The sequence below is a fragment of the Streptomyces sp. A3M-1-3 genome, from assembly GCF_024213665.1.
Lineage (GTDB): Bacteria > Actinomycetota > Actinomycetes > Streptomycetales > Streptomycetaceae > Streptomyces.
In genome coordinates this window covers 40,828-62,932 of the sequence record NZ_JANAVP010000029.1, presented here as the reverse complement: position 1 = coordinate 62,932, position 22,105 = coordinate 40,828, and the positions used below count along the sequence as shown (strand labels likewise).

20 protein-coding genes are annotated in these 22,105 nt (G+C 71.4%); 8 read left to right on the top strand and 12 right to left on the bottom strand.

The window, feature by feature from the left end; genetic code table 11:
* Window positions 1-14: 14 nt before the first annotated feature.
* Window positions 15-437 carry a helix-turn-helix domain-containing protein gene (locus NLX86_RS27255; RefSeq protein WP_254374453.1) on the bottom strand — a complete coding sequence of 141 codons (423 nt, stop codon included), beginning with the start codon at window positions 435-437 and terminating at the stop codon, window positions 15-17.
* Between the two features lie 87 nt (window positions 438-524).
* On the opposite strand from NLX86_RS27255, the gene NLX86_RS27250 reads away from it, so the two are divergent.
* From NLX86_RS27250 to NLX86_RS27240, 3 genes are all read left to right on the top strand, one after another.
* Window positions 525-1,331 (top strand): NAD(P)H-binding protein, encoded by an 807-nt coding sequence (locus NLX86_RS27250; RefSeq protein ID WP_254374452.1) that lies wholly within the window; start codon window positions 525-527, stop codon window positions 1,329-1,331.
* Window positions 1,332-1,685: 354 nt separating this feature from the next.
* A complete protein-coding gene (locus NLX86_RS27245; RefSeq protein WP_254374451.1) occupies window positions 1,686-1,853 on the top strand; it encodes a hypothetical protein in 168 nt (55 codons plus the stop codon).
* A 111-nt stretch (window positions 1,854-1,964) separates the two neighbouring features.
* Window positions 1,965-3,647, top strand: coding sequence for a bifunctional 3'-5' exonuclease/DNA polymerase (locus tag NLX86_RS27240; protein WP_254374450.1), 1,683 nt, complete (start codon window positions 1,965-1,967; stop codon window positions 3,645-3,647).
* Between the two features lie 519 nt (window positions 3,648-4,166).
* Here the strand turns inward: NLX86_RS27240 and NLX86_RS27235 are convergent.
* Entirely contained in the window at window positions 4,167-4,592 is a 426-nt protein-coding gene (locus tag NLX86_RS27235; protein WP_254374449.1) for a hypothetical protein, read from the bottom strand.
* 742 nt (window positions 4,593-5,334) lie between these two features.
* On the opposite strand from NLX86_RS27235, the gene NLX86_RS27230 reads away from it, so the two are divergent.
* Both NLX86_RS27230 and NLX86_RS27225 read left to right on the top strand, forming a co-directional pair.
* Window positions 5,335-6,204 carry a helix-turn-helix transcriptional regulator gene (locus NLX86_RS27230; protein WP_254374448.1) on the top strand — a complete coding sequence of 290 codons (870 nt, stop codon included), beginning with the start codon at window positions 5,335-5,337 and terminating at the stop codon, window positions 6,202-6,204.
* 87 nt (window positions 6,205-6,291) lie between these two features.
* Window positions 6,292-7,203: a helix-turn-helix domain-containing protein gene (locus tag NLX86_RS27225; RefSeq protein ID WP_254374447.1), complete on the top strand. Its 912-nt coding sequence runs from the start codon at window positions 6,292-6,294 to the stop codon at window positions 7,201-7,203.
* A 12-nt stretch (window positions 7,204-7,215) separates the two neighbouring features.
* Here NLX86_RS27225 and NLX86_RS27220 read toward each other — a convergent pair whose 3' ends face one another.
* From NLX86_RS27220 to NLX86_RS27210, 3 genes are read right to left on the bottom strand one after another with little or no spacing between them, the layout of a single operon-like run.
* Window positions 7,216-8,280, bottom strand: a complete 1,065-nt coding sequence (locus NLX86_RS27220) for a hypothetical protein (RefSeq protein WP_254374446.1) — start codon at window positions 8,278-8,280, stop codon at window positions 7,216-7,218.
* On the bottom strand, window positions 8,277-8,906 hold the full coding sequence (locus NLX86_RS27215) for an NAD(P)-binding oxidoreductase (RefSeq protein ID WP_254374445.1): 630 nt from the start codon (window positions 8,904-8,906) through the stop codon (window positions 8,277-8,279). The genes NLX86_RS27220 and NLX86_RS27215 overlap by 4 nt, the downstream gene beginning before the upstream one ends.
* Window positions 8,907-8,908: 2 nt before the next feature.
* Window positions 8,909-9,850 carry a zinc-binding dehydrogenase gene (locus NLX86_RS27210; protein ID WP_254374444.1) on the bottom strand — a complete coding sequence of 314 codons (942 nt, stop codon included), beginning with the start codon at window positions 9,848-9,850 and terminating at the stop codon, window positions 8,909-8,911.
* A gap of 101 nt (window positions 9,851-9,951) precedes the next feature.
* Between NLX86_RS27210 and NLX86_RS27205 the strand changes: the two genes are divergently transcribed.
* The gene (locus tag NLX86_RS27205; RefSeq protein WP_254374443.1) at window positions 9,952-10,866 is read left to right on the top strand and encodes a LysR family transcriptional regulator; all 915 of its coding nucleotides are present in this window, start codon (window positions 9,952-9,954) and stop codon (window positions 10,864-10,866) included.
* Window positions 10,867-10,958: 92 nt separating this feature from the next.
* Here the strand turns inward: NLX86_RS27205 and NLX86_RS27200 are convergent, their stop codons facing one another.
* From NLX86_RS27200 to NLX86_RS27175, 6 genes are read right to left on the bottom strand one after another with little or no spacing between them, the layout of a single operon-like run.
* Window positions 10,959-12,008: a 3-oxoacyl-ACP synthase III family protein gene (locus NLX86_RS27200; protein ID WP_254374442.1), complete on the bottom strand. Its 1,050-nt coding sequence runs from the start codon at window positions 12,006-12,008 to the stop codon at window positions 10,959-10,961.
* A 28-nt stretch (window positions 12,009-12,036) separates the two neighbouring features.
* Window positions 12,037-12,759 carry an HAD family phosphatase gene (locus NLX86_RS27195; protein WP_254374441.1) on the bottom strand — a complete coding sequence of 241 codons (723 nt, stop codon included), beginning with the start codon at window positions 12,757-12,759 and terminating at the stop codon, window positions 12,037-12,039.
* Window positions 12,759-13,823 (bottom strand): ScbA/BarX family gamma-butyrolactone biosynthesis protein, encoded by a 1,065-nt coding sequence (locus tag NLX86_RS27190; RefSeq protein WP_254374440.1) that lies wholly within the window; start codon window positions 13,821-13,823, stop codon window positions 12,759-12,761. The genes NLX86_RS27195 and NLX86_RS27190 overlap by 1 nt, the downstream gene beginning before the upstream one ends.
* A gap of 57 nt (window positions 13,824-13,880) precedes the next feature.
* Window positions 13,881-14,906, bottom strand: coding sequence for a ketoacyl-ACP synthase III family protein (locus NLX86_RS27185; RefSeq protein WP_254374439.1), 1,026 nt, complete (start codon window positions 14,904-14,906; stop codon window positions 13,881-13,883).
* A complete protein-coding gene (locus NLX86_RS27180; RefSeq protein WP_254374438.1) occupies window positions 14,903-16,432 on the bottom strand; it encodes an NAD(P)/FAD-dependent oxidoreductase in 1,530 nt (509 codons plus the stop codon). Before NLX86_RS27180 ends, NLX86_RS27185 begins: the two co-directional genes overlap by 4 nt.
* Window positions 16,433-16,475: 43 nt before the next feature.
* Window positions 16,476-17,945, bottom strand: coding sequence for an MFS transporter (locus tag NLX86_RS27175; RefSeq protein WP_254374437.1), 1,470 nt, complete (start codon window positions 17,943-17,945; stop codon window positions 16,476-16,478).
* Between the two features lie 175 nt (window positions 17,946-18,120).
* On the opposite strand from NLX86_RS27175, the gene NLX86_RS27170 reads away from it, so the two are divergent.
* Together NLX86_RS27170 and NLX86_RS27165 are read left to right on the top strand one after the other, a co-directional pair.
* The gene (locus NLX86_RS27170) at window positions 18,121-18,495 is read left to right on the top strand and encodes a nuclear transport factor 2 family protein (protein ID WP_254374436.1); all 375 of its coding nucleotides are present in this window, start codon (window positions 18,121-18,123) and stop codon (window positions 18,493-18,495) included.
* Window positions 18,496-18,530: 35 nt separating this feature from the next.
* Window positions 18,531-20,978: an alpha/beta fold hydrolase gene (locus NLX86_RS27165; protein WP_254374435.1), complete on the top strand. Its 2,448-nt coding sequence runs from the start codon at window positions 18,531-18,533 to the stop codon at window positions 20,976-20,978.
* Window positions 20,979-21,143: 165 nt separating this feature from the next.
* Here NLX86_RS27165 and NLX86_RS27160 read toward each other — a convergent pair whose 3' ends face one another.
* Complete coding sequence (locus tag NLX86_RS27160) at window positions 21,144-22,073, bottom strand: acyl-ACP desaturase (RefSeq protein WP_254374434.1); 930 nt, start codon at window positions 22,071-22,073, stop codon at window positions 21,144-21,146.
* Between the last annotated feature and the right edge of the window lie 32 nt (window positions 22,074-22,105).

Genomic DNA, 22,105 nt, shown 5'->3' with positions numbered 1-22,105 from the left:
CGTATCCATGTCCGTCAGCCGGCTGCCTCGTCCCAGGCGCGGCGCGCGCCCGCGATGGCGGCGCGGTGGTCCAGGGACCAGCCGGCGAGGGCCTTGATGAGGTGGGTGAGGCTGTGGCCCAGCTCGGTAAGTTCGTACTCGACCTGCGTCGGCACGGTGGGGTACACGGTCCGCGACACCAGGCCGTCGCGCTCCAGGCGGCGGACGGTGAGAGTGAGCATGCGCTGCGAGATGCCGTCGACCGCGCGCTGAAGCTCCTTGAATCTCCGTACGCCCGACGCGAGTTCCACCACGACCAGCACCGACCACTTGTCGCCGAGCCGGTCCAGGACATCCCTGATGCCGCAGTCGTCGTGCGGAGGGGCGCAGCTCACCACGGGCTCCGGCTCCGGCCCGGGCGCGGGCCCGGTGGTTACCGCCATGTGCCCTGCTGACATCGATGTGCCTCCTTACGGGAATGCGCCGCCGCTACCAGGATGGTCGCAGTTACCGAACGGAACCACTCACCGGGGGAGAGCTCCACCATGATTCTGGTCACCGGCGCAGGCGGCGGACTCGGCAGGCTGATCGCACAGCGGCTCGCGGGACGGCAGGATGTGGTCCTGGGCACCCGTCAGCCGGGCCCCGCCGAGCGGCGCATCGACTTCGACGACCCGGCGTCGCTGGCGGACGGCTTCGCGGGTGCCGGAACCCTGCTGCTGATCTCGGCCGGGTACGGCGAGGACGACATCGTAATCGCCCGGCACGAGGCGGCGATCTCCGCCGCCGAGCAGGCGGGCGTACGGCACGTCGTGTACACCAGCCTCTCGGCGGCCGGTGACCACCTGGCGTACGCGCTCCCCCACCGCTGGACCGAGCGCCGGCTGCGCGAAAGCGCCCTGGACTGGACGATCCTGCGCAACGGTCTGTACGCGGAACTGCTCGCGCTCCTGGCACCGCCCGGCCCGGACGGCCGCATCACCGCACCGCTGGGCTCCGGCCGGCTCGCGGCGGTGGCGCGCGAGGACCTGGCCGATGCGGCGGCACGGGTGGCGGTCTCGGCCGCCGAGCACGCGGAGCGGGTGTACGAACTGGTCGGTGAACGCGCCCTGGGCGGATCCGACTTGGCGGCCGCGCTCGCGGTCCCGTACGAGCCGGGCAGCCTGGCGGAAGCCCGGGAGTCGATCGCCGCGTCCGGTGCGCAGCCCTTCCAGGTGCCCATGCTGGTGGGCACGTACTCGGCGATCTCGGCGGGCTTCATGGACGCCACGGGAGGCGACCTGGCCACCCTGCTGGGCCGGCGGCCGCGTCCCGCGCTGGAGGTGTACGCGCAGGTGTTGGCTGGGGCATAGGCCGCTTGCCGCTGCCCTCTGGGGCGGGTGAGGCGGCTGTTACTCTCCCCCTACTCGCATGGGGGTTCGAGCCCGGGGTTCGGCCCCCGGGGGCTGCTGACTTCACGCAACGCCCGCGGCACTGCCGCCTCACGGGCCTGGGCGCGGCGCTGGCCCGGCTGTCCGCGCCGGTGACGGTGGCGGTGCTGCCCGCCGTGCGGGTGACGCGGGGGTAGCCTGACCGGCCGTCATCACGCAGGGTGATGCTTCGAAGTGTGCTCTTGGCCGGGTCCTGCGAAGGTGACTGGAGGTGAACGTCATCCCTTCCATGGGGACGACGCACCATCCCCCCAAGTTCTCTCAGGAGAAACGACCATGGCGAAGAACAAGAACCGCGACCGCAGCAACAAGCAGCAGCCCCGCAACACGGCCGAGCGTGGACCCCAGCAGCACAACGAGTCGCTGGAGACGCAGCCCGGCCGTCCGGAGACGCAGGCTGCGCCGTCCCACATGCAGGGCAAGGGCCGGCCGAAGCACAGCTGACCGCGGTCCAGAAGCTGAACGCTGAGGTGCGTACCTGCGGGTACGCACCTCAGCGGTGCGGGGCGCCCGCGTTCGTCCCCGCTGTCAGTCCCCGCTGCCACACTCGAAACCATGAGCGACCGGTGGGCCCTCGGCGAGGGCGAGGGAGGGGTTCATGTCGTGCCCCTGGGGGCTGACGCGCTGCCCGCTGGGCCCGTGCGGATCGAGCGCGACCTGGTCGAGGCCGTCCGGGCTCGGCCGACGGCGACCCGATGGGTCTGGCGGTCGACGCACGAGATCTATCCGCGCCTGCTCGCCGCAGGCGTCCGCGTCGAGCGGTGTTACGACATCGAGGACGCCGAGCAGCTGCTGCTCGGCCACGAGGGCCGGCTCGGCGAGCCCCGTTCGGCGGCCGCTGCCTACGCGCGGCTGTGCCACGCACCCGTACCGCCCGATCCGCCGCAGCGGTCCGCCGAGCCCGCCTCGCAGTCCTCCCTGTTCGAGCCACAGCCGGTGCCCGTCCCCTTCGAAGCGCTGCTCGAGGTGTACGCCGACCAGCAGCGCCGTCACGACGCCGCCGAGCATCCCGACCGCATGCGACTGCTGACCGCGGCCGAGTCGGCGGGGATGCTGGTGGCCGCCGAGATGAACCGGGCCGGCCTGCCCTGGCGGGCCGATGTGCACCGGGCTCTGCTGGACGAGCTGCTCGGCGTGCGGTACGCGGGCGGCGGAGATCCGCGCCGGATGGCCGAGCTGGCGGACGAGGTGTCGGCGGCCTTCGGCCGACGCGTACGGCCCGAATTGGCCGCCGACGTCATCAAAGCCTTCGCCCAAGCAGGCATCAAGGTGAAGTCCACCCGGCGCTGGGAGCTGGCAGAAATCGAACACCCCGCCGTCGCGCCGCTCATCGCGTACAAGAAGCTGTACCGGATCTACACGGCACACAGCTGGGGATGGCTCCAGAACTGGGTGCGGCAGGGCCGATTCAGACCCGAGTACCTGCCCGGCGGGACGGTCACCGGCCGCTGGGCGACCAACGGCGGCGGAGCGTTGCAGATCCCGAAGGTGATCCGGCGGGCCGTCGTCGCCGATCCGGGCTGGCGCCTCGTCGTCGCGGACGCCGACCAGATGGAGCCGCGGGTGCTGGCCGCGATCTCGCGCGACCCGGGCCTGATGGAGGTGGCCGGCCGGCCCGGCGACCTCTACAAGGCGGTGTCGGACCGGGCGTTCTCCGGCGACCGCGACAAGGCGAAGATCGCCGTGCTGGGCGCGATGTACGGGCAGACCTCCGGCGACGGCCTGAAGAACCTCGCCGCACTCCGCCGCCGCTTCCCACGGGCCGTGGCGTACGTCGACGACGCGGCCCGCGCGGGCGAAGAGGGGCGGCTCGTACGGACCTGGCTGGGCCGCACCTGCCCGCCCGCGGCGGGATCGGGGGACGACGACGAGGCGGGAATCCCCCAGGAGGACGACCAAGCAGCGTCGCAGGAGGGGGAGTTCACCCTCGGATACGCTTCGCGCAATTCCCGCGCCCGGGGCCGCTTCACCCGGAACTTCGTCGTCCAGGGCAGCGCCGCCGACTGGGCGCTGCTGATGATGGCCGCGTTGCGCCGGACGATCGCCGGCATGAAGGCCGAGCTGGTCTTCTTCCAGCACGACGAGGTGATCGTGCACTGCCCGGCCGAGGAAGCGGAGGCGGTCGCGGAGGCGATCCGCGCGGCCGGTGATCTGGCCGGGCGGATCACCTTCGGTGAGACGCCGGTGCGGTTCCCGTTCACGACGGCGGTGGTGGAGTGCTATGCCGACGCGAAGTAGCCAGCCCCAAGCTGCCTACCTGGCTGCACCAGAAGCCCCGGCGGGGATTCCGGTAGGCCGCCCCGAAACAGGGAGCCACGGTGGTGCAGAACTCCTCCAGCGCCACCTCGTCGACCGCGCGGACATTGGCAGCAAATTCGATCCCTTCGACGACGGCCACATCACCGTCGATACGACCCGACCGCCGTGAGCAGTTCGGCCAGCTGCTCGGGCGTCCGGCTGCTCGCGATCGGAGCGACCACCTGGGGTTGCGCGATCAGTCAGGCCAGGGCCACCGCGGGCCGCGCTCGCCCGTGCGTCCGTCGGGGCCGCGCTTCAGTGGGTCCGCAGGGGCATGAACAGGTAGCGGTAGCTGGGGTCGTGCTCGCCTTCGGGTTCGGCCCGGCCGGTGAAGACCGCGGGCTTGCTGACCGTGGTGTAGCTGAGCTCCAGGAACGGCGTACTGATGGCGCTCAGACCCTCGACCAGGAAGCTCCGGGGGACCGCCCGAGCACCCGGGTCCGAAAGCGACCGAGCCGATCAGCACGGCATCCGGATGGACAAAGGCCGTGCGGCGCAGGGCCTCCGCCACCCCGCCCGGGTCCGTACCGCCCAGGATCCTGGCAGCACCACCGCGTCCTCCAGCGCCCAGCGGCCAGGGCGGCCGGCCGCACGGATGACCTCGGTGACGAACGGATGCCAGCCTTCGGGGGCCCGCAACAGTTCGGTGGCGCTGCCCTCGGTGGACCACGACTCGACCGTCCACTCACGGTCGGGAACGACGGCGAGGAAGTTGAGCGGTGTGCCGTCGGCGACCGGGTAGGCGATGAAGTGCGAGACGCTCCATCGGGACCGGTGCCCGGTAGCCGCTCGTGCCCGAGAAGACGGCGTCCGCGACGCCAGTGAGAGCGGCGGCGAGCTGCTTCTCCCGCGCAGCCGCACCAGCGGGCGATGCGCCTCAGCCACGGTGTCGAGTCCCCGCCGGGTGAGCCCTCGATCACCGATGGCCGGCTCCGACGTCCTCCGCGCATACGTCGGCCGCGCCGGGCCACTGCCCCGCGCCAAGGGCCGGGAAATGGCCGAACCTGCGTCGGCGTTGATTGAATCCCGTACAGGAACTCCCGTTTCCGCATCGCGGACGTGACTTGAGAGCATTCCGACACGTCGAGGAGACACCCTCCAGGGCGACGAACGCTTTCGAATTCAACACTCGTTCGTCCCGTCGAATCCCCCTCCCGGCCAACACCTGGAATCAGCCCCGCGACGCATCCGGCCGATCTGTCCGCCCGGCATCCGACCGACATGTGGCGCCGCGCCAGACCGGCTGTTATGCGGGGATACCAGAACATACCGACCGTACTAATCTTCGAAATTGTCGACTGCGGCCCATTCCATTCGATAAGATCCCGCCAAGACGAGTTCGATGCGCACACAGCAAATCCCGGTGATTGACAGATAAACAGTTCACCGGAACAGCAGAGTTGATATCCGTTCACCTTGGGGGGAACGTGGAGTTGACGCGCGGACTGTGCTGGCTTGACGAGGTGACGGATCCGCGACGACCACGCGGACGCTCTACCCACCCGCGGACACCCTCGCCGTGACACCCCCGCCTGCCGAGGGAACGGAAGCGGCCCCGTCGTTACCCGGGACACCACAACCTCCGCGGCCATCTCCGGTGCGCCGCGACTCCGAAAGGCGATCCATCGTGCAGAGGACAACGGGGGCGCTCCGGACAGAACTGGGGCGGTTCCTCCAGACGAGACGCGCTCGACTCAGGCCCGAGGACGTCGGCCTGGACGGTGACGGCAAGCACCGGCGCGTGGCCGGGCTGCGGCGCGAAGAGGTGGCTCAACTCGCCCGCGTGAGTGTCAACTACTACACGAGGCTCGAACAGGGGCAGAACCGCAGCGCCTCCCCCGAAGTCCTGGACGCCCTCGCCACCGCTCTGCGGCTGAGCCCGGACGAACGGGCGCATCTGCACGATCTGGCCGGAACCGCGGGCCCCGCTTCCCGGGTGGTGACACCGGCCGAGTCCGCCCGGCCGGCCGTGGCCCGGATGGTGGCCGCGTACCGGCAAGGGCCGGCAATCATCCTTGGCCGGCAGATGAACATCCTGGCCTGGAACGAGCTGGCCCGCGCGCTCTTCACCGGTCACATCGACTTCAAGGGGCCGGACGGCCGGGACGTACTCCCCAACCTCGCCGAACTGGTCTTCCTGGAGCCCGGTGCGCGCGAGCTGTATCCGGTGTGGATGGACGAGGCCCACGAACTGGCGGGCTTTCTGCGCGTGATGGTCGGCCGCTATCCCAACGACCCGGGACTGTCCGCGCTGATCCACAAACTCTCGGCCGGCAGCCCGGAGTTCGCCGAGATGTGGTCCGGCCACGTGGTGTGGGACAAGACCCACGGCACCCGGTATCTGCACCACCCGGCCGTCGGCCGCCTGACGCTTACGTTCGAGACGCTCCGCCTGCCCGACGCACCGGACCAGTGCGTCATCCTCTACCAGGCCGAATCCGGCTCGGCGTCGGAGGAAGCACTCCGCTCGCTGCTGGGGAACGGGGAAACCAACTGAATGTGCCCGTCCGTAAGCGGAGGGGTGACTGACAGGGGCAGGCTGGGGGGCTGGGTGCGGGGCGGCTGCCGTTGGAAAATTGGCAGCATGTACCTGCCTGCCTGCTTAGGAGACTTCCTGCGCGCCCAGCGCCGCCGTGTCAGGCCCGAGGACATCGGGCTCTCGACCAGCGCCGCGCGCCGCCGTGTTCCGGGTCTGCGCCGCGAGGAGCTGGCGCGGCTCGCCGGGATCAGTCCCGACTACTACGCCCGGATCGAGCAGGGCAGAGCCCGGCGCGTCTCCCGGTCCGTGCTCGAAGCACTCGCCGGGGCTCTGCTGCTCGACGGCGTTCAACGGGCCCATCTGTACTGGCTCGCGCAGCGGGCCACCCCCTCGCCGCCCGGCAGTGGAATGCGCCGGATCGCCACCTCGCTGACCGCGCTGCCGGTGGTGGTCATCGACCGCCGTCTCAACGTCATCGAGTGGAACCCGCCGGGGCGGGCCCTGCTCGCCTGGCATCTGCGCGATTCCCCGGCCGAGCCCGGCCGGCGGACCGGTACGGGGCCGCGGCAGGGGACGGGGCTGCGGACCGGGGCCGGGCTGCGCCCCAACCTGGCCCGGATGCTCTTCCTCGACCCGCGGACCCGGTCGCTCTTCGGACGGTGGCACCAGGAGGCCGCCCACGTGGTCGCCCGGCTCCGGCATGCGGCACGGGAGCATCCCCAGGACCATGACCTGACCGCTCTGATAGCTGATCTCGTCCTGGACAGCCCGGAGTTCGCCGAGTTGTGGCGGCGGCCCGCACCCGCCGGGGCCGAACACCCGGACGCCGGTGATCCCACCCGGTTCGAGCACCCCCTGGCGGGCCGGCTGACGCTGTCCGCCGCGGTGCTCGAGTGCTGCGACGGGTCCGGCGAGCGGGCTGTGGTGTTCAGCGCCGAGCCGGGCTCCGCGTCCCAGCGGGCCCTGGAGCTCATCCTGGCGCGGCTGCCCGGCCGGCCCCAGTGCAACGTGCGCTGAGGCCCGGCCCGTTCAGTGGCCGAGCAGGGGATACGCGCGGTCGCGGCGCGCGGGCACGGCGAAGGTGGCCCGGCTGCGGACGTCCATGAAGGAGTTGATCCCGTTGCGCCTGCGGACGCCGATGCGGGCATGGTGGCCGGTGGCGTCGCCCGCGTTCATCACGGCGCGGGTGGCGTTGAAGTCCTCCATCGTGCGCTGGAGCGACACGAAGTGGGTGCCGGGCGAACCGTGGTCCAGCGTGGCGAAGTCCCGGCGGTTGATACGGGGCACACCGTGCAGCCGGGCGCGGCCGGTGGCCTGGGCGTGGCCGACCCGGCCGTGGACCGCGGCCAGGGCCGGCAGACTGTCCGCGTCGCTCTTCGCGTCGTCGACCAGCTTCTCCGCCTCATCGGCCGTCACCCGTGGTGAGAACATCTGCGCGCTGCGGGTGTCGGGGTCCTGCTCGTACCAGCTGTCGACGTCCAGCTCGATATAGCTGACGTGCATGGTGGTGCCGCCGGCGAGCGGCCCGGCGGCGACGGTGACACGGTCCTCCGGAGCCTGATTGCCGCGCAGCCCGGAGTGGAAGCCGAGCATCAGCGGTGCCCGGTCGGGGATGGCCGCGCCGGGGCGCCGTTCCGCGGGCAGGCCCCGCCCGACGAAACCGGTCCGGGTCTCGGTGAGCCGCAGCCGCTCCCGCTGGTCGAGTGGGCCGTCGCCGAAGAGCTGCCCGGTGACCTCGGCCAGGGTGTGCTCGTCGTCCGAGGCGAGGTGCAGGCAGGCGTCGAAGCTCTCGAGCCGTGGGTTCTCCCAGCGGGCCATGGGGACGGGGCGCGCCACCGGTGAGCGGGCCGGGGTGTGGTTCTCGAACCAGCCGGGCCCCCATCCCAGGCAGGTGAGCAATCCACCGGGCCCGTAGGGGAGTTGCTCTTCGAGCGCGCGCAGGGCGTACTCCAGATGCTTCACGTCGGCCGCGGCGGGATCGCCCGCGACGTCCAGCATCAGCAGCCGGTGGAAGCGCGGGGCGAGGGGGCGGCCGTCCTCGTCGGTGCGGAAGGTCGACTCCCAGGCGTGCTGGGCGGCGGGCAGCTCGGTCACGTCAGGTCCTCATCGTCGGTGTCGCGGCGCAGCCGCGCGAAGGCCGCGGCCCAGTCGGTGAGCGGCTCACCGGGCTCGTTGAACAGCGCGAAAGTCGTCCGGCGCGCACCGGGCGACTCGATGGCGGCGACGATGGTGTCCGCGATGTCCGCGCGGGCCACCATGCCGTCCACGTACGGCTCCTGGCTGAGTGTCAGTGCATGGGACGCGGGCGGATCGTCGGTCATCCAGGTGGCGCGCACCACGGTGTACGGCAGGCCGCTGCCGCGCAGTGCCCGTTCGGCGGCGATCCGGCCGGGCAGCAGGGCGCCGCTGGTGCGGTTGAGGGGGTGGGCCGGGCCGTGCCCCACCGCGAAGGAGCTGAGCAGTACGACATGCGGCGAGGCGCCGTCCCGGGCGGCCTCCCGCAGCACGGTGCGGGTGGCCTGCTCGGTGTGGCGGCGCGCGTCGCCCCGTTTCGGTACGAGCACGACCGCGTCGGCGCCCAGCAGTGCGGTACGCAGCGACGCGATGTCTTCGAGATCCGTGACGGGCCGTACGTCGTGCCCGCGGACGGCGGCGTGTTCGGCGACGATCCTGCCGGTGGACAGCTTGAACCACGAGGAGGCGATGGCGAGACGCGCCATGGTCACACCGTGCCGTCGACGAGGAGGGCGGCCTTGCCGGCCAGTCGGCGCTCACGCAGGTCCGTGATCACCTCGGGGAGCCGCTCCCAGGAGTCGGTGCGGCCCAGAACCGGGTCGAGCTTCCCGCTGTCCGCCAGGCGCAGCAGGATACGGAGGTCCTCCCGCACGTCCTCACCGGAGCCGAACACCCAGAACGGGTGCAGGGTCTGGCGTACGTGCGGCACGAAAGAGGCTATCGACAGGGCTGCCGTGCGGCCCGAGGAGGTGCCGAGCATGACGATGTGGCCGAGCGGCGAGAGCCGCTTGAGTGCGGCCACCAGCACTTCGCCGCCGACGGACTCCAGGATGAGGTCGAAGTCGCCCTCGGCGTGGGCGAGCGAGGCGATCACGTAGGTGGCGCCGAGCGCCGCGAGGTCCAGGGTGCGGCGGCTGCCGGTCAGCGCGGTCACCTCGGCGCCCTCGGCCGCCGCGAGTTGCACGGCGAAGGAGCCGAAGCCGCCGCTGGCCCCGGTGATCAGGACACGCCGGCCGAGCAGCTGGCCACCGCGGCGCAGGGCCCGCAGGGCGGTGAGGCCGGCGACGCCGAGCGTGGCCGCCTTCTTGAGGGGGACGCCGTCGGGCACGGTCGCGATCCGGTCGGTGGAGACAGCCGCGTACTCGGCCCAGCCACCGAAGTCGGACATCGCCGCGATACGGGTTCCGGCCGCCGGTCCGCTGCCGTCGGCCGCCGGCTGGACGACGACGCCGGACAGGTCCTGCCCCGGCCGCCAGCCTTCGGCACGCTTGGCGAACAGGTTCAACTCGCCCCGGTTGACGGAGAATGCGCCGACCCGCACCAGGGCTTCGTGGTCAGCAGGTTGGGGGCTGGGGACTTTGCGCAGATCAGGGCCATCGGGCGTACCGACGTAGGCGCGCATGGCCGCGGGAACAGGAGTGGAGGTCATGGCTTCACGGTAGGAACGCACACCGTGCCGAGGGAAAGACCAGGTGACTATGGATTCAAACGACACGGTTATAAATGCTTGCGCGGCCTAGGGTGGGCGGGGTGATACCCGAAGCGAGATTGCTGCGGTACTTCCTGGCGGTCGCGGAGGAGGCCAGCTTCACCCGGGCCGCCGAGCGGCTGCACATCGCGCAGCCCGCGCTGAGCGCGCAGATCGCCAGGCTGGAGAGCCGGCTCGGGGTGCGGCTGCTGTTCCGGACCACCCGGGTCGTGCGGCTGACCGATGCCGGGCGGGCGGTGCAGGAGCGCGGTCCGGCCGCGCTGGCCGCACTGGACGACGTGTGGGATGCCGCCCGGCGGGCCGGACGCGGTGAACTGGGGCGGCTGCGGCTGGTGTACAGCGCGAGCACCGGGTACGGAACCGTGCCGCAGCTGGTCGAGGCGGTACGGCTGAGTTACCCGGACATCCAGGTGGGCGCGGAGGTGCTGAGCACGCCCGGCATCGCGCAGGCGGTGCTCGACGGCCGGGCGGACGCGGGAGTGGCGCGGACCCCCGAGCCGGTCCCGGGTGTACGGCTGCGGCAGGTGCGACAGGAGCGCCGAGGGGTGCTGGTCTCCGCGGACCATCCGCTCGTCACGCCGGCCGGTACGGAAGGCACGGACCTGGCGGCGGTGGCCGGGTTCCCGGTGCTCGTGCATGCCCGTGAGGCCAATCCCGGCCACTACGACGGGCTGCTCGAACTGTTCGGGCAGGCGGGCGTACGGCCGCGCTTCGTGGAGCGGCCGGTGGCCTTCGACCCCACGCAGCGGCTGCTGCGCGACGGCGAGGCGATCGCTCTGGTCGGTGAAGCGGTCGCGGAGGACCAGGCGGAGTGGCTGCGCTGGATCCCGTTGACCGGGACGCCGCCCCTGCGGGTCGAGCTGGTGCTGCCCGAGGGCGCGCTGACGCCGGTGGCTGCCCGCTTCGAGGAGGTCGCGATCGCCCTGGCGCGCCGGGAGGGCTGGCTCCCCGGCTGACCGCGGACAGCCTCACGGCCCGGCCGGGGGCACCTGGCCGGCCGGGCCGTGAAGGGATACCGGGGCCCTGGGGGGAAGGCAGGGCCCCGGAGTCAGTGCGCCCCGGTGGCGGCCAGGGGGCGGCCGAGGGCGGGTGGCGCCGCGTGCGCGGTGGGTGCCCAGTCCAGCAGGGCGGCACCCAGGGACATGCCGCCGCCGAACGCGGCCAGCAGTACGAGGTCGGACTCGGCCAGCAGGCCCGCCCGGTGTACGGCGTCCAGGGTGACCGGCACGGATGCCGCGCCGGTGTTCCCGTACCGCTCCAGGGACAGGTGCAGGGTCGCGGAGCCGAGCCCGAGCTCCGGCCAGACCTCCGTCAGCATCACCCCGTTCGCCTGGTGGGGAACGAAGTGGGCGACGCGGTCGCCGGGCAGTTCCGACCGTACGAGGAGATCGCGGACCGCGCCGGGCAGGTTGTCGTGCACGAAGGAGCGCACCCCCCGGCCGTCCATCCGGAAGAAGTGCCCGCCCCCGTCGAGGGTGTCGGCCGACGCGGGCAGCCGGCTGCCGCCGGCGGGGACGCTGATCAGGCCGTGCTCATCACCCCGGGTCCGCAGTTCGGTGGTGAGCACTCCGTGCCCGTCGGACACCGGGCCAAGGACGGCGGCGCCCGCTCCGTCGCCGAACAGGATCGCCGTCTTGCGGTCGGTGTAGTCGAGGATCCGGGAGTAGATGTCCGCGCCGACCACCACCCCGTGTCCCGTGCCCCCGTCCGCCCGCAGCATCCGTTCGGTGACGGTGAGGGCGTAGACGAAGCCGCTGCACACCGCGTTGATGTCGAAGCAGGCCGCCCCGTGCGCTCCGATGAGGTTCTGCACGAGGGAGGCGGTGGCCGGCTGCGGGTGGTCCGGCGTGGACGTGGCGACGACGATGTACGACACGTCGGACGGCTCCAGGCCGGCCTGTTCGATCGCTCGCCGGGCCGCCTCGGCCGCGAGGTCGGAGGTGGCTTCGTGGGCGGCCGCCCTGCGCCGCTCGCGGATGCCCGTCTTGCGGACGATCCACTCGTCGGTGACGCCCGCCCCGCGGGCGATCTCTTCGTTGCCCACCACCTCCTCGGGGAGGTAGGAGCCCGTGCTGAGTATTCCGGTGGGACTGTGCATTGGCGCCTCCCGACGCTCGAAAGGGCCCTCAGCCGGCGAGGGTGGCGCCGGGCCGCTGTGGCACCGGCGTCAGCCGTTCCCAGCCGGCGCGCGCGGCGTGCTCGGTGAGAGCGGCGTCGTCGCCGACCACCACGGGGGTGCCCACGGCCGTGAGCAGTTCCAGGTCGCTGTGGTGGTCGGCGTACGCGGTGGACGCAGCCAGATCCAGCCCCCGCACCGCCGCCACTGCGTGGGCCGCCCGGCCCTTGGCGGCTCCGATCATGGGCGTCACCACCTCGCCGGTGAGGGCTCCCCGGCGGACCACCGGGCGCGTTCCGATCGCCCAGTGGGCACCGGTGTGCCAGGCGACCGGGTCCAGACAGGCCGAGAAGGACCCGGAGAGCAGCACCACGAAGTCACCCTCGGCCCGGTGGCGTCGGAGCCGCTCCAGCGGCTCCTCGATGAACAGCCCGCCAAGAGCCAGCTGTTCGTCGAACCAGGCGCGGCCCGCCTCGGCGAGGCCGGCCGCGCTCTCCCCCGCGTAAAGCCGGTAGTAGCGGCGGTTGACCTCCCGGCGCGGCACATCCCCCGCGGCGTCCCGGTGCAGGGGTGCGGTGAGTCGCTCGTACGTCTCCTCCGGCTCACCGCGCCTGGCCAGGTGGAAGCGGAGGAAGCTGAACATGCTCTTGACCGTGATGAGCGTCTCGTCGACGTCGAAGAACGCCGCGGCCCCGGAGTGCGCGGGCCGGGTGTCCGCGCTCCGCGCGCCCATCACCGGTGCGCCCTGACGCGGGTGAGCGAAAGGGACAGCACGCACAGCGACTCGCCGTTCTGGGTGGCGCCGATATGTACCGGCAGCTGGTCGACGCCTCCCGGATCGGCCTCGCCCAGCTCCACCAGGCCGCCCTGGGTGTAGTACGCCCCGGTGCCGTCCCGGTCGGCCCGGCGCTGCTCGCCCACCTCGGCGGTCAGCAGCGTCGTGTGCTCCAGTTCGCCGAATCGGCTGAAGACCACGGCCAGGTCCGTGGGGAAGGTCCGCGAGGGAGACATGCCCCGTACGTCGAGTGCCGCGAACAGGGCCAGCTGGCGGGCCGCTTCGGCGATCACCATGCCGGGCAGGTGGTCCTGCGGGTGGTCGAACATGCTCGGGTGGTCGCCGGGCACGCGGAGCGTCGCCCGGGCCGCGTCGGCCTCACTCACGACGTCGGCGAGCACGACGTTGTCGGCATTGGAGCGGCCTACCAGGTACGGCGCGATGGTGCTGCCGGGACGGGTCGCCGGATACGCCGCCGACGAGGACAGCGGTTTCCCCTCTCGGTTGCGCAGTCTCAACTCCTGGTAGTCCTCGGGGGATTTGAAGCGCAGCCCCACCGAGGCGCTGCCTATCCCGACGCCCTTCGCCACCAGGTCGATGTCGTAATCGAGGCCGGTGGTGCGGCCGTCGCGTTTACGGTGGCCGGTCACCGTGACCCGCAGGGTCAGCGCGCACGGCTCCGGGCCCACCGCGATCCGCTCGGGACGCTCCAGGTGGATGCGCAGATGCGTGAGGATGAACTTGTGGTCCTCGGGCACCGCGTAGAAGGCGTGGGCGCCGGCCAGCGCCGACTGGCGGCAGGCTTCGAGGAGCAGGACGGGGTCGTAGGTGCTGGGGCGCAGCAGGTGGTCCCCGTAGTACGCGTGTGAGCGGGGGAGCTGGGCGGCGGCCGCGTAGGCCGTCCCGCTGACCGGCTGGAGATCGGTGAGGAACACCTCGCCCAGCGAGTCGCGGTGCACCAGGCCGCGGTCGATGGTGCGGGTGTAGCTCAGCACGGGCTGCTCGGGGAGTGTGGCGGTCATGGTCAGGGCCTGCCTTCCAAGTGTGTCGGGTGGAGCGGACGAGGACGCTGTGCGGGCTCAGCCGTGTTCGAGCAGCGTCCCCGTCCAGGTGAATCCGGCACCGGCGCCGAGGAGCAGCACCTGGTCCCCGGCGGTGTACGTGTGGTGAGTCGTCAGGTGGTCGAGGCCGGCGATCTGGTCGCCGCTGCCGAGATGGCCGACGGTGCGCCCGAAGTCCCACAGGGACTTCTCGGCGCCGCCCGGCAGTTCGGGGAAGTAGTTCTCCTCCAGGAGCGGCAGCCCCAGGTTGGGGTAGACGATCCGGCGCAGCCGGGGGTGGTCGCCGTCCGGCAGCAGCGACGCGCGGATCTCGCGGACGGCCGAGCGAGTGGAATCCTTCAGCAGCTCGCGGCCGCGCTCGGAGAGGAACCGGCGCTTCGCGGACCGTACGTCGTGTTCCGCGTGGAGCAGTTCGGGGTCTTCGGGCGCCGGGGCGTCGGCCCGGTGCAGCCCTTCAAGTTCGGGGGCGGAGACCGTATGGGCGGCCCGTACGCGCCAACTTCCCTCGGCCTGGCCCGGGGCGAGCCCGTTGGTGAGCACCGCGGCTGCCGAGCCGTCGCCGTACACGATCCCGTAGTCGGCGGTGAACCGGTCGAAGCCGGAGGAGGCGAACTGGTCGGCCGCCACCACGAGCGCGCTGCCCCGGGGCCGTCCCGACAGGTAGCCACCGGCCACTTCCAGGACCAGCATCTGCGCATTGCAGCCCTGGTTGACGGTGAGCGGCAGAGCCCGTGGGCAGCCGAGCCGGGACTGAAGCCAGGAGGCCGGCGACCACAGCCGCTTGTGTCCGTGCCGGTGGATGGCGGTGACGGCCAGCAGATCGATGTCGGACGGTTCGAGCCGGGCGGCCTCGAGTGCGCGGCGGGCCGCGATGAGCGCCATGTCCGCCGGGTAGAGCTTCTCCTCCGCGCAGACGGTGTCGTAGCCGGTGCCGCGGATGCGGTCGCCTTCGCCGTCGTAACGCCCGGCGGCCGTCGCCACGTCCAGACGGGTGTCGGGCAGGTAGCTGCCTGTTCCGGTGATGGTGAGGCCGGACATGGTCATGCGAGTACCTCGCGTATTCGGTGTGCCGCGGGCTGGACTTCCGGCCCCTGGGCGGGCTGCTCCTGGGCGGGGACGACGGCGGCGACATGGCGGTCCGGCCGGATCAGGAGCGCGGCAGCACCGGCCGGCAGCCAGGCGGCTTGCCGGGTCGTCAGCACTCCGTGGAGGGTTCCGTCCGGCAGGTGGGGCGGTCGCTGCCGCGACCGGGGTGGGATTCCCGGGTGATGGAGCAGGGTGAAGCGGTCGGGAGCCGGTAGGTGGCCGGGCAGCCGCGCGCCCACGTCGAGCCGGTACGTCTCCCGGCGCGGCAGCGGTGCGGTGCTGCCGCCGTCGGGGGCGGCGTAGGTCGTGTAGAGCTGGCTCCAGACCTCGGGGCAGCCGTCGAGCGACTCCTGCACGGCGCGCCGACTGTCGTCCGACACCGCGTCCCGCATGGCCTGGAGCAGGTCCAGTACGCCGGTGGCCCGGGCGACATCGGCCGCCGCCCGGCGCCGTTCGCGTGCGTAGTCGCCGAGCAGGCCGTCGTCGCCCTGGCCCCGTACCAGCCGGGCCAGCCGCCAGGCCAGGGCTGCCGCGTCGGCGAACCCGGTGTTCATGGCCTGGCCGCCGGCGGGCGAGTTGAGGTGGGCCGCGTCACCGGCGAGTACCACCCGGCCGCTGCGGAAGCGCTCAGCGAGCCGTTCGTGCACCTGATAGTGCGCCGGCCGGCCCACCGAGCGCAGCCGCAGGACCGAGCCGAAACCCAGCTGGTCGACGGCGGACCGGAACGCGGCGTCGCTCACCGCGGCGCCGCGGTCGAGCGAGTCCGCCGAGACCGGTCCCGCGACACGGACGACGCCGCCGGGCAGCGGCAGCAGGGAGACCGCGCCGCCGGGGCCGATGTACATCGACGAGGCGTCCGGGTCGGGCCGTCGCAGCGGCTCGCCCTCGGCGAGGAGATAGCTCATGGGGTACGTGACGCCCGGGAAGCCCACGCCGAGCCGCTCACGGACCGTACTGCTCGCACCGTCGGCGCCGACCAGATAGCGGGCGCGTACGGTCAGTTCCCCGGCCGGACCCGACAGTTCGACCCGCAGGGAGTCGACTGCCGGATCCTCGTGGTGGCTGTCGTAGCGCACCCCCCTGACCAGCCGGCCGCCGCGCTCGGCGAGCGCCTCGGCGAGCACCTCCTCCACCTCGGGCTGCGGGACGTTGACGTAGTAGGGGTACGGGGTGTCGAGCCCCGCGAACTCGACGGTGTGCACCGCGCCGTGGTGCACATGGAAGGAGATGCGCTGCTGGCGCAGCCCACGCCGCTCGGTCTCGCGGCGGAGTCCCAGTGCTTCGAGGGCCTCCAGGCTTGCCGCGTGGACCATGACCGCGCGGGTGCGGCGGTCGATGCCGGGGGCGGCGTCGACCACGGTGCACTCGATGCCCCGTGCGCGCAGTTCGCAGCCGAGCATCAGACCGGTCGGTCCGGCGCCGACGATCAGGACATCGGTGGTGTCCGGGACCGGCGGTGCACCGGCCGCAGTGTGACGGTTCATCGGATTCCCTTACGCGGGAGGGGCAGTGGGAGTGGGTGGCAGCTCAGTCGGCTGTCGCGGCGCGGCGGCTCTTGACGAACAGGGCCACCAGGACGGCGACCGCCACCACGATCAGGCCGTTGACGAGAATCGCCACATTGATCCCGTGCAGGGTGGCGGCTTCCAGGGAAAGCCCGTCCGCCGCACGGATCTGGGCGGTGGCGACGGCGCTCATGATCGGGATACCGACCGTGATGCTCACCTGCTGGGTCAGCGTGGCGATGCCGGTGGCCAGGCCCTGCTGCTCATTGGGCAGCCCGGAGGTCGCCGTGACCATGAACCCGACGATGGCCACCACATGGCTGTAGCTGCTGAGGAACGCCAGGGCGAGGACCGGAACGAGCCAGCCGCGGTCGTCGCCCGCGAAGAAGAGGACTCCGACCGAGATGCCCTGGATCAGCAGGCCGCCCGCCAGGACCGCGTGGCTGCTGCCGAGGACGCCGATCCAGCGCGGTGCGGTGACACCGCCGAGGAAGGCGCCGACACCCAGCACGCCGAACGTCAGGCCGGTCACCATCGGGGAGTACCCGAGGACTTCCTGCAGGTACAGGGTGAGCAGGAAGATCATGGCGGTGAAACCCACGAACGTCGCGGCTCCGCCGATGTTGCCCCAGGTGATGGTGCGGCGGCCCAGGATGCGCAGCGGCGCCAGCGGCTCCGGAGACCGCAGCTCGACAAGACCGAAGGCGATCAGGAGCAGCACGCCGATGCCGAGGGAGAGCAGCGTGGTGGAGTCGCCCCACCCGTACTGGCCCGCGGCGGAGATGCCGTACACCAGGGCGATGAGACCCGCGCTGACGGTGACGGCGCCGGGGATGTCGAGCTTGCCGCCCTGCCGGACCTGGCTCTTCTTGAGCAGCATGGGGGAGACCACGATCAGCAGCACGCCGATCGGCACATTGATGAAGAAGCCCCAGCGCCAGCTCAGTACGTCCGTGAGCATGCCGCCGACGATCGCGCCGCAGGTGAATCCGGCGGAGAGCATCGCACCGTTCAGGCCCAACGCCCGGTCCCGGAGCGGCCCTTCGGGGAAGGACGTGATGAGCAGGGCCAGACCGGCCGGCGTCACCATCGCGGTGGCCAGGCCCTGGGCGACCCGCGCCGCGAGCAGCGGTCCCTGCGCGTCGACGAGGCCGCCCACCAGCGAGGCGAGGGTGAGCAGGCCGAGGCCGGCCAGGAAGATCCGGCGTGCTCCGACCAGGTCGGCGATGCGGCCGAACAAGAGGCTGAAGCCCGCGGCGCTCAGCGCGAAGGCGGTGGCGATCCACTGCAGGTTCTCCTGGGCGAAGCCCAGCTCACGGCCGATGACCGGGACGGCCACGTTCATGATCGAGAAGTCCACGGCGAGGGTGAACTGGGCGCCGAGCAGCAGCACGAGGACGAGCGTCTGCCGTCGTGTCATCCGCTCCGGGGCCGGCTCGACCGGCAGCGCCTGAACGGTCGGGGTTTCCCCTGAACTGTTGACCGTTGACATGAGAGACCCTTCGCTTCCTGTCGGTTGATTCCGTGATGAGCCTCCGGGGTAGGAGCCGGGGCGAGCCAGTACCCGCCGCTTCATATGGCTGCGGTGGGTACCACTGGCTGGGTCTGTCTCATGCGCGCCGACTGTGAATACCGTTCGAGACATGCCCACACACACCCAAGACGTCGTGAGTGAATATCTCCGGCGCATCAGCAACGGCGATATCGAAAGCGCACTCGAGCTCATCGCCGAGCCCGTCGACTGGTTCACTCCCGGATCCACCGAACTCATTCCCTGGATGGGTCACAGAACGACCCGTGCGGAAATACGCGAGTTCTTCAAGGCTGCCGGCGAGAACATGACGGCCGAATCCTTCGAGATCAGCCGGACGATCGCGGTCGACCGGTTCGCCGTGGTCCTCGGCCGGTTCCAGTACCGGGTCAACGCGACCGGAAAGACCTTCGCTTCCGAATTCGCGCTCGAACTCCGGGTCACCGACGGAATGATCGACCGCTACCACATGCACGAAGACAGCTACGCCATCTCGTTGGCATTCCACTGAGCCAAATCCGACAGGCGAGCGCGCAGGAGGATTTCATGTTCAGCGAGAACGGGTGCGACGTGCTCATCGTCGGCGCGGGCCCCACCGGAATCACCGCGGCCTGCGAACTGCTGCGGCGTGGCGTCAAGGTCCGGCTGATCGACGCCGCCCCCCGGGCGAGCGTGCACTCCAAGGCGATGCTGGTGTGGCCGCGCACGCTCGACATCCTGGAGGACCTGGGGCTGTCCGGAGTCGTCGACGGAACGGCCGTCAAGTTGCGCCAGATGAACTACTACTCGGAGAAGCGCCCGGTCACCCGGATCCGGATGACCGACGACCTGGCCCCCTACTGCCTCCCCCAGCGGCTCACCGAGGAAATCCTCACCACCGGGCTGAAGGGACTGGGCGGCACCATCGAGCGCGAAGTGAGTCTCCTCGCGCTGCACGGGGTCGACTTCTCCGGCGCCATCACACCCGGCCGGCACGTCGGCGCCACCCTGGAGCACGCCGACGGCTCCATCGAGCGGATCAACGTGCCCTGGGTGATCGGGGCGGACGGCGCGACCAGCGTCGTACGCAACCAGCTCGGCATCGCGTACGAGGGAGCGACGTACGAGAACCGCTTCCTCATCGCCGACGCCCGGGTGCAGGACAATCCGCTCGACCCCGACGAGGTCCACTACTACCAGTCGAGGATCGGCGTCCTCGCCATCGTGCCCCAGCCGTACGGGCTGTACCGGTTCTTCACCAATGCCCCGGCCGAGTTGAGCGACGGCACGCTCGAGGACATGCAGCACCTGGTGGACCTGCGCGGGCCAGGCGGGCTGAAGCTGATCGAGCCGGACTGGGTCACCACGTTCCGGGTGCACCGGCGCCGGGCGGCCTCCTTCCAGCTGAGCCGCGTGTTCCTGGCGGGGGACGCGGCTCACGCCCACAGCCCGATGGGCGGCCAGGGGCTGAACACCGGTATCCAGGACGCGCAGAACCTGGCCTGGAAACTGGCCTCGGTCATCCGCGGCGACTCCAGGACCGCACTGCTCGCCTCGTACACGCCGGAGCGGGCCGCGGTGGCCGACGCGGTGGTGCGCGACACCGATCTGCAGACGCGGGCCGCCATGTGGTCCAGGAGCAGCCAGGTCGCGCTGCGCGACGTCACCATGCGCGCCCTCGACCGCACCCGCGCCCTCGACCGCTTCTATCTGCCGATCGCGGCGGGACGGCGCTGGGTGTACGAGGCTCCGCAGGACGAGCCGGCGCGCAGCAGGCGCGGTGGCTCCAGGGCCAACTGGTGCTCCGTCAGGTCTTCCTTGCGCCGGCACGCCCGCGAGGGTGCCGCGCTGCCGCGGCAGCTCGCAGTGGAACTCGGCGTGGCCGGCCCCTCGGCCGACCCAGGCCGCTACTCGCTGGTGGTGCTCGCCGACGCCAAGGGCCCCGGCGCCGGTCTCGACGGCGCGGTACGCCACCTGACCGGCCCGTGGCGCGGGCAGGTCCGCGTCGTGGACGCGACCACGTCCGGTTCCCGGCGCCGCGGCGTGGACCTGGCGCGCCGTGCCGCCCGCGAACTGCACTGCGGCCGGGCCGGCTTCCACCTCGTACGACCGGACGGGCACATCGTCCTGCACGGCCATCGCGAGGATCTCGGCGAACTGCACCGAACGCTCGGCCGACTGCTCATAGCCCGCGACGAACCCGTCTCGGACTCCCGTCCCGATTCCCTTGTGGAGGAAACCATGTCCGCCCCCAGCCAGTACGTTCCGCCCGCCCACATCGTCGGCGAAGGCCGGCACAAGGTGATCGTGCTGCACTCGCTGTTCGGCGGGCACGACTCCTTCGGCAGCCTGTGGCCGTACCTGGACGGAACCCGCTACAGCTACGCGTTCATGGACGCGCGGGGCTTCGGCGACGCGATCGACACGACCGGCACGTACAGCACGGACGAGATCGCCTCGGACGTACTCTCCCTCGCCGATCACCTGGGCTGGCAGGAGTTCTCGCTCATCGGGCACTCGCTGGGCGGCCAGCCGATCCAGCAGGTCCTCCTGAAGGCCCCGCACCGGGTACGCAAACTGATCGGTCTCAGCCCGGTGCCCGCGAACGGCATGCCGATCCCGGACTCCGACTTCCCGCTGTTCGCGGAGGCCGCCCACAAGGTGGAGAACCGGCGCATCATCATCGACCTGACCACCGGCAACCGGCTCTCCGCGAACTGGGTCGACTCCTGGGCGGAGACCTCGATGCGGGCCGTTGGCCCGGTGGCCTTCCGCGGCTACCTGGACTCCTTCCGCACCACGGACTTCTCGGAGCGGATCACCGGCGCCGAGGTCCCCGCGCTCGCGGTGGTCGGGGAGAACGACCCCGCCGTCACGGCCGACGCGATGAACGAGACCTGGATGAAGCACTATCCGAACGCCGAGCTGGCGGTCATCGGCAACGCGGGCCACTACCCCATGGTGGAGACACCCGTCGCCCTGGCGACGCTCCTCGAGAACTTCCTCGCCAAGTAGTAGCCGGGCCGCTCCCCAGCGGGAAGGCGAAGGCGCAGGAAGATGCGGTGGATATCCGGTGCTGCATCCCTGTCGGTTGACCGGATATCCGCCGCGTTCCCCTGCACGGCGACCGGGAAAAGGAAATAACCAAGGTCACGGCGAGCGCCGACGGCAGGGGCGGGCTCAGGGGATGAGTCCGCGGCGGGCCAGGGTGGTGGCGCGGCGGTCGTCGAAGCGGGTGGCCTCGGTCTCCATGGATGCCAGGAGCGCGCCCAGCTCGTCCTGCGCCCGCCGGCCCGCCGGGCCCATGCCGGCCCGGTCGACCACGTCGAGCTTACGCAGAACGGGTTTGACGACTTCGTCGAGATGGATGCGTACGTTGTAGACGCCGGCCAGGGCCATCTGGACCGAGGCCCTTTCGAATCCGGGCATTCCGTTGCCGGGCATCTCGAAGGACGCGATCACATCCGTAATGGCCCGCGTGGTCTGCTCGGGGGCGATCTCCATGGCCGCGCCGAGAAGATTCCGGTAGAACACCATGTGGAGATTCTCGTCGGTGGCGATCCGGGCGAGCAGCCGGTCGCAGACCGGATCCCCCGAGAGGCGTCCGGTATTGCGGTGGGATATCCGAGTGGCGAGTTCCTGCATGGCGACATAGGCGATGGACGTCAGCACGTCGGGATCGCCGTCCGGCGCCTGCCGGGACATGTGCTGCATCCGCGCTCGCTCCAGCGCCACCGGGTCCACGGCCCGGGAGGCGAGGAGGTAGTCGCGGATGGCGGCGGAATGCCGTGCCTCTTCGGCGGTCCAGCGGTGCACCCAGGTGCCCCAGGCGCCGTCGCGGCCGAAGGTGGCTGCGATCTCGTGGTGGTACGTGGGGAGGTTGTCCTCCGTGAGCAGGTTCACCACCAGGGCCCGCCGGCTCGCGGCGGAGACCGGGGAGTCCTCGGGGGACCAGGGCGAGCCGTCCAGCGGCCCGTCGTAGTCCCGTCCGCGGCTCCACGGCACATAGGCATGGGGAAACCACTCCTTGGCGGCGCCGAGATGGCGATTGAGTTCCCTCTCCACCACTTCTTCGAGGCCGTGCAGGAGCTGCGTGCCTGTCAGTTCCATGAAATCCGTTTCTCCCGCTCCGAATTAGGCAC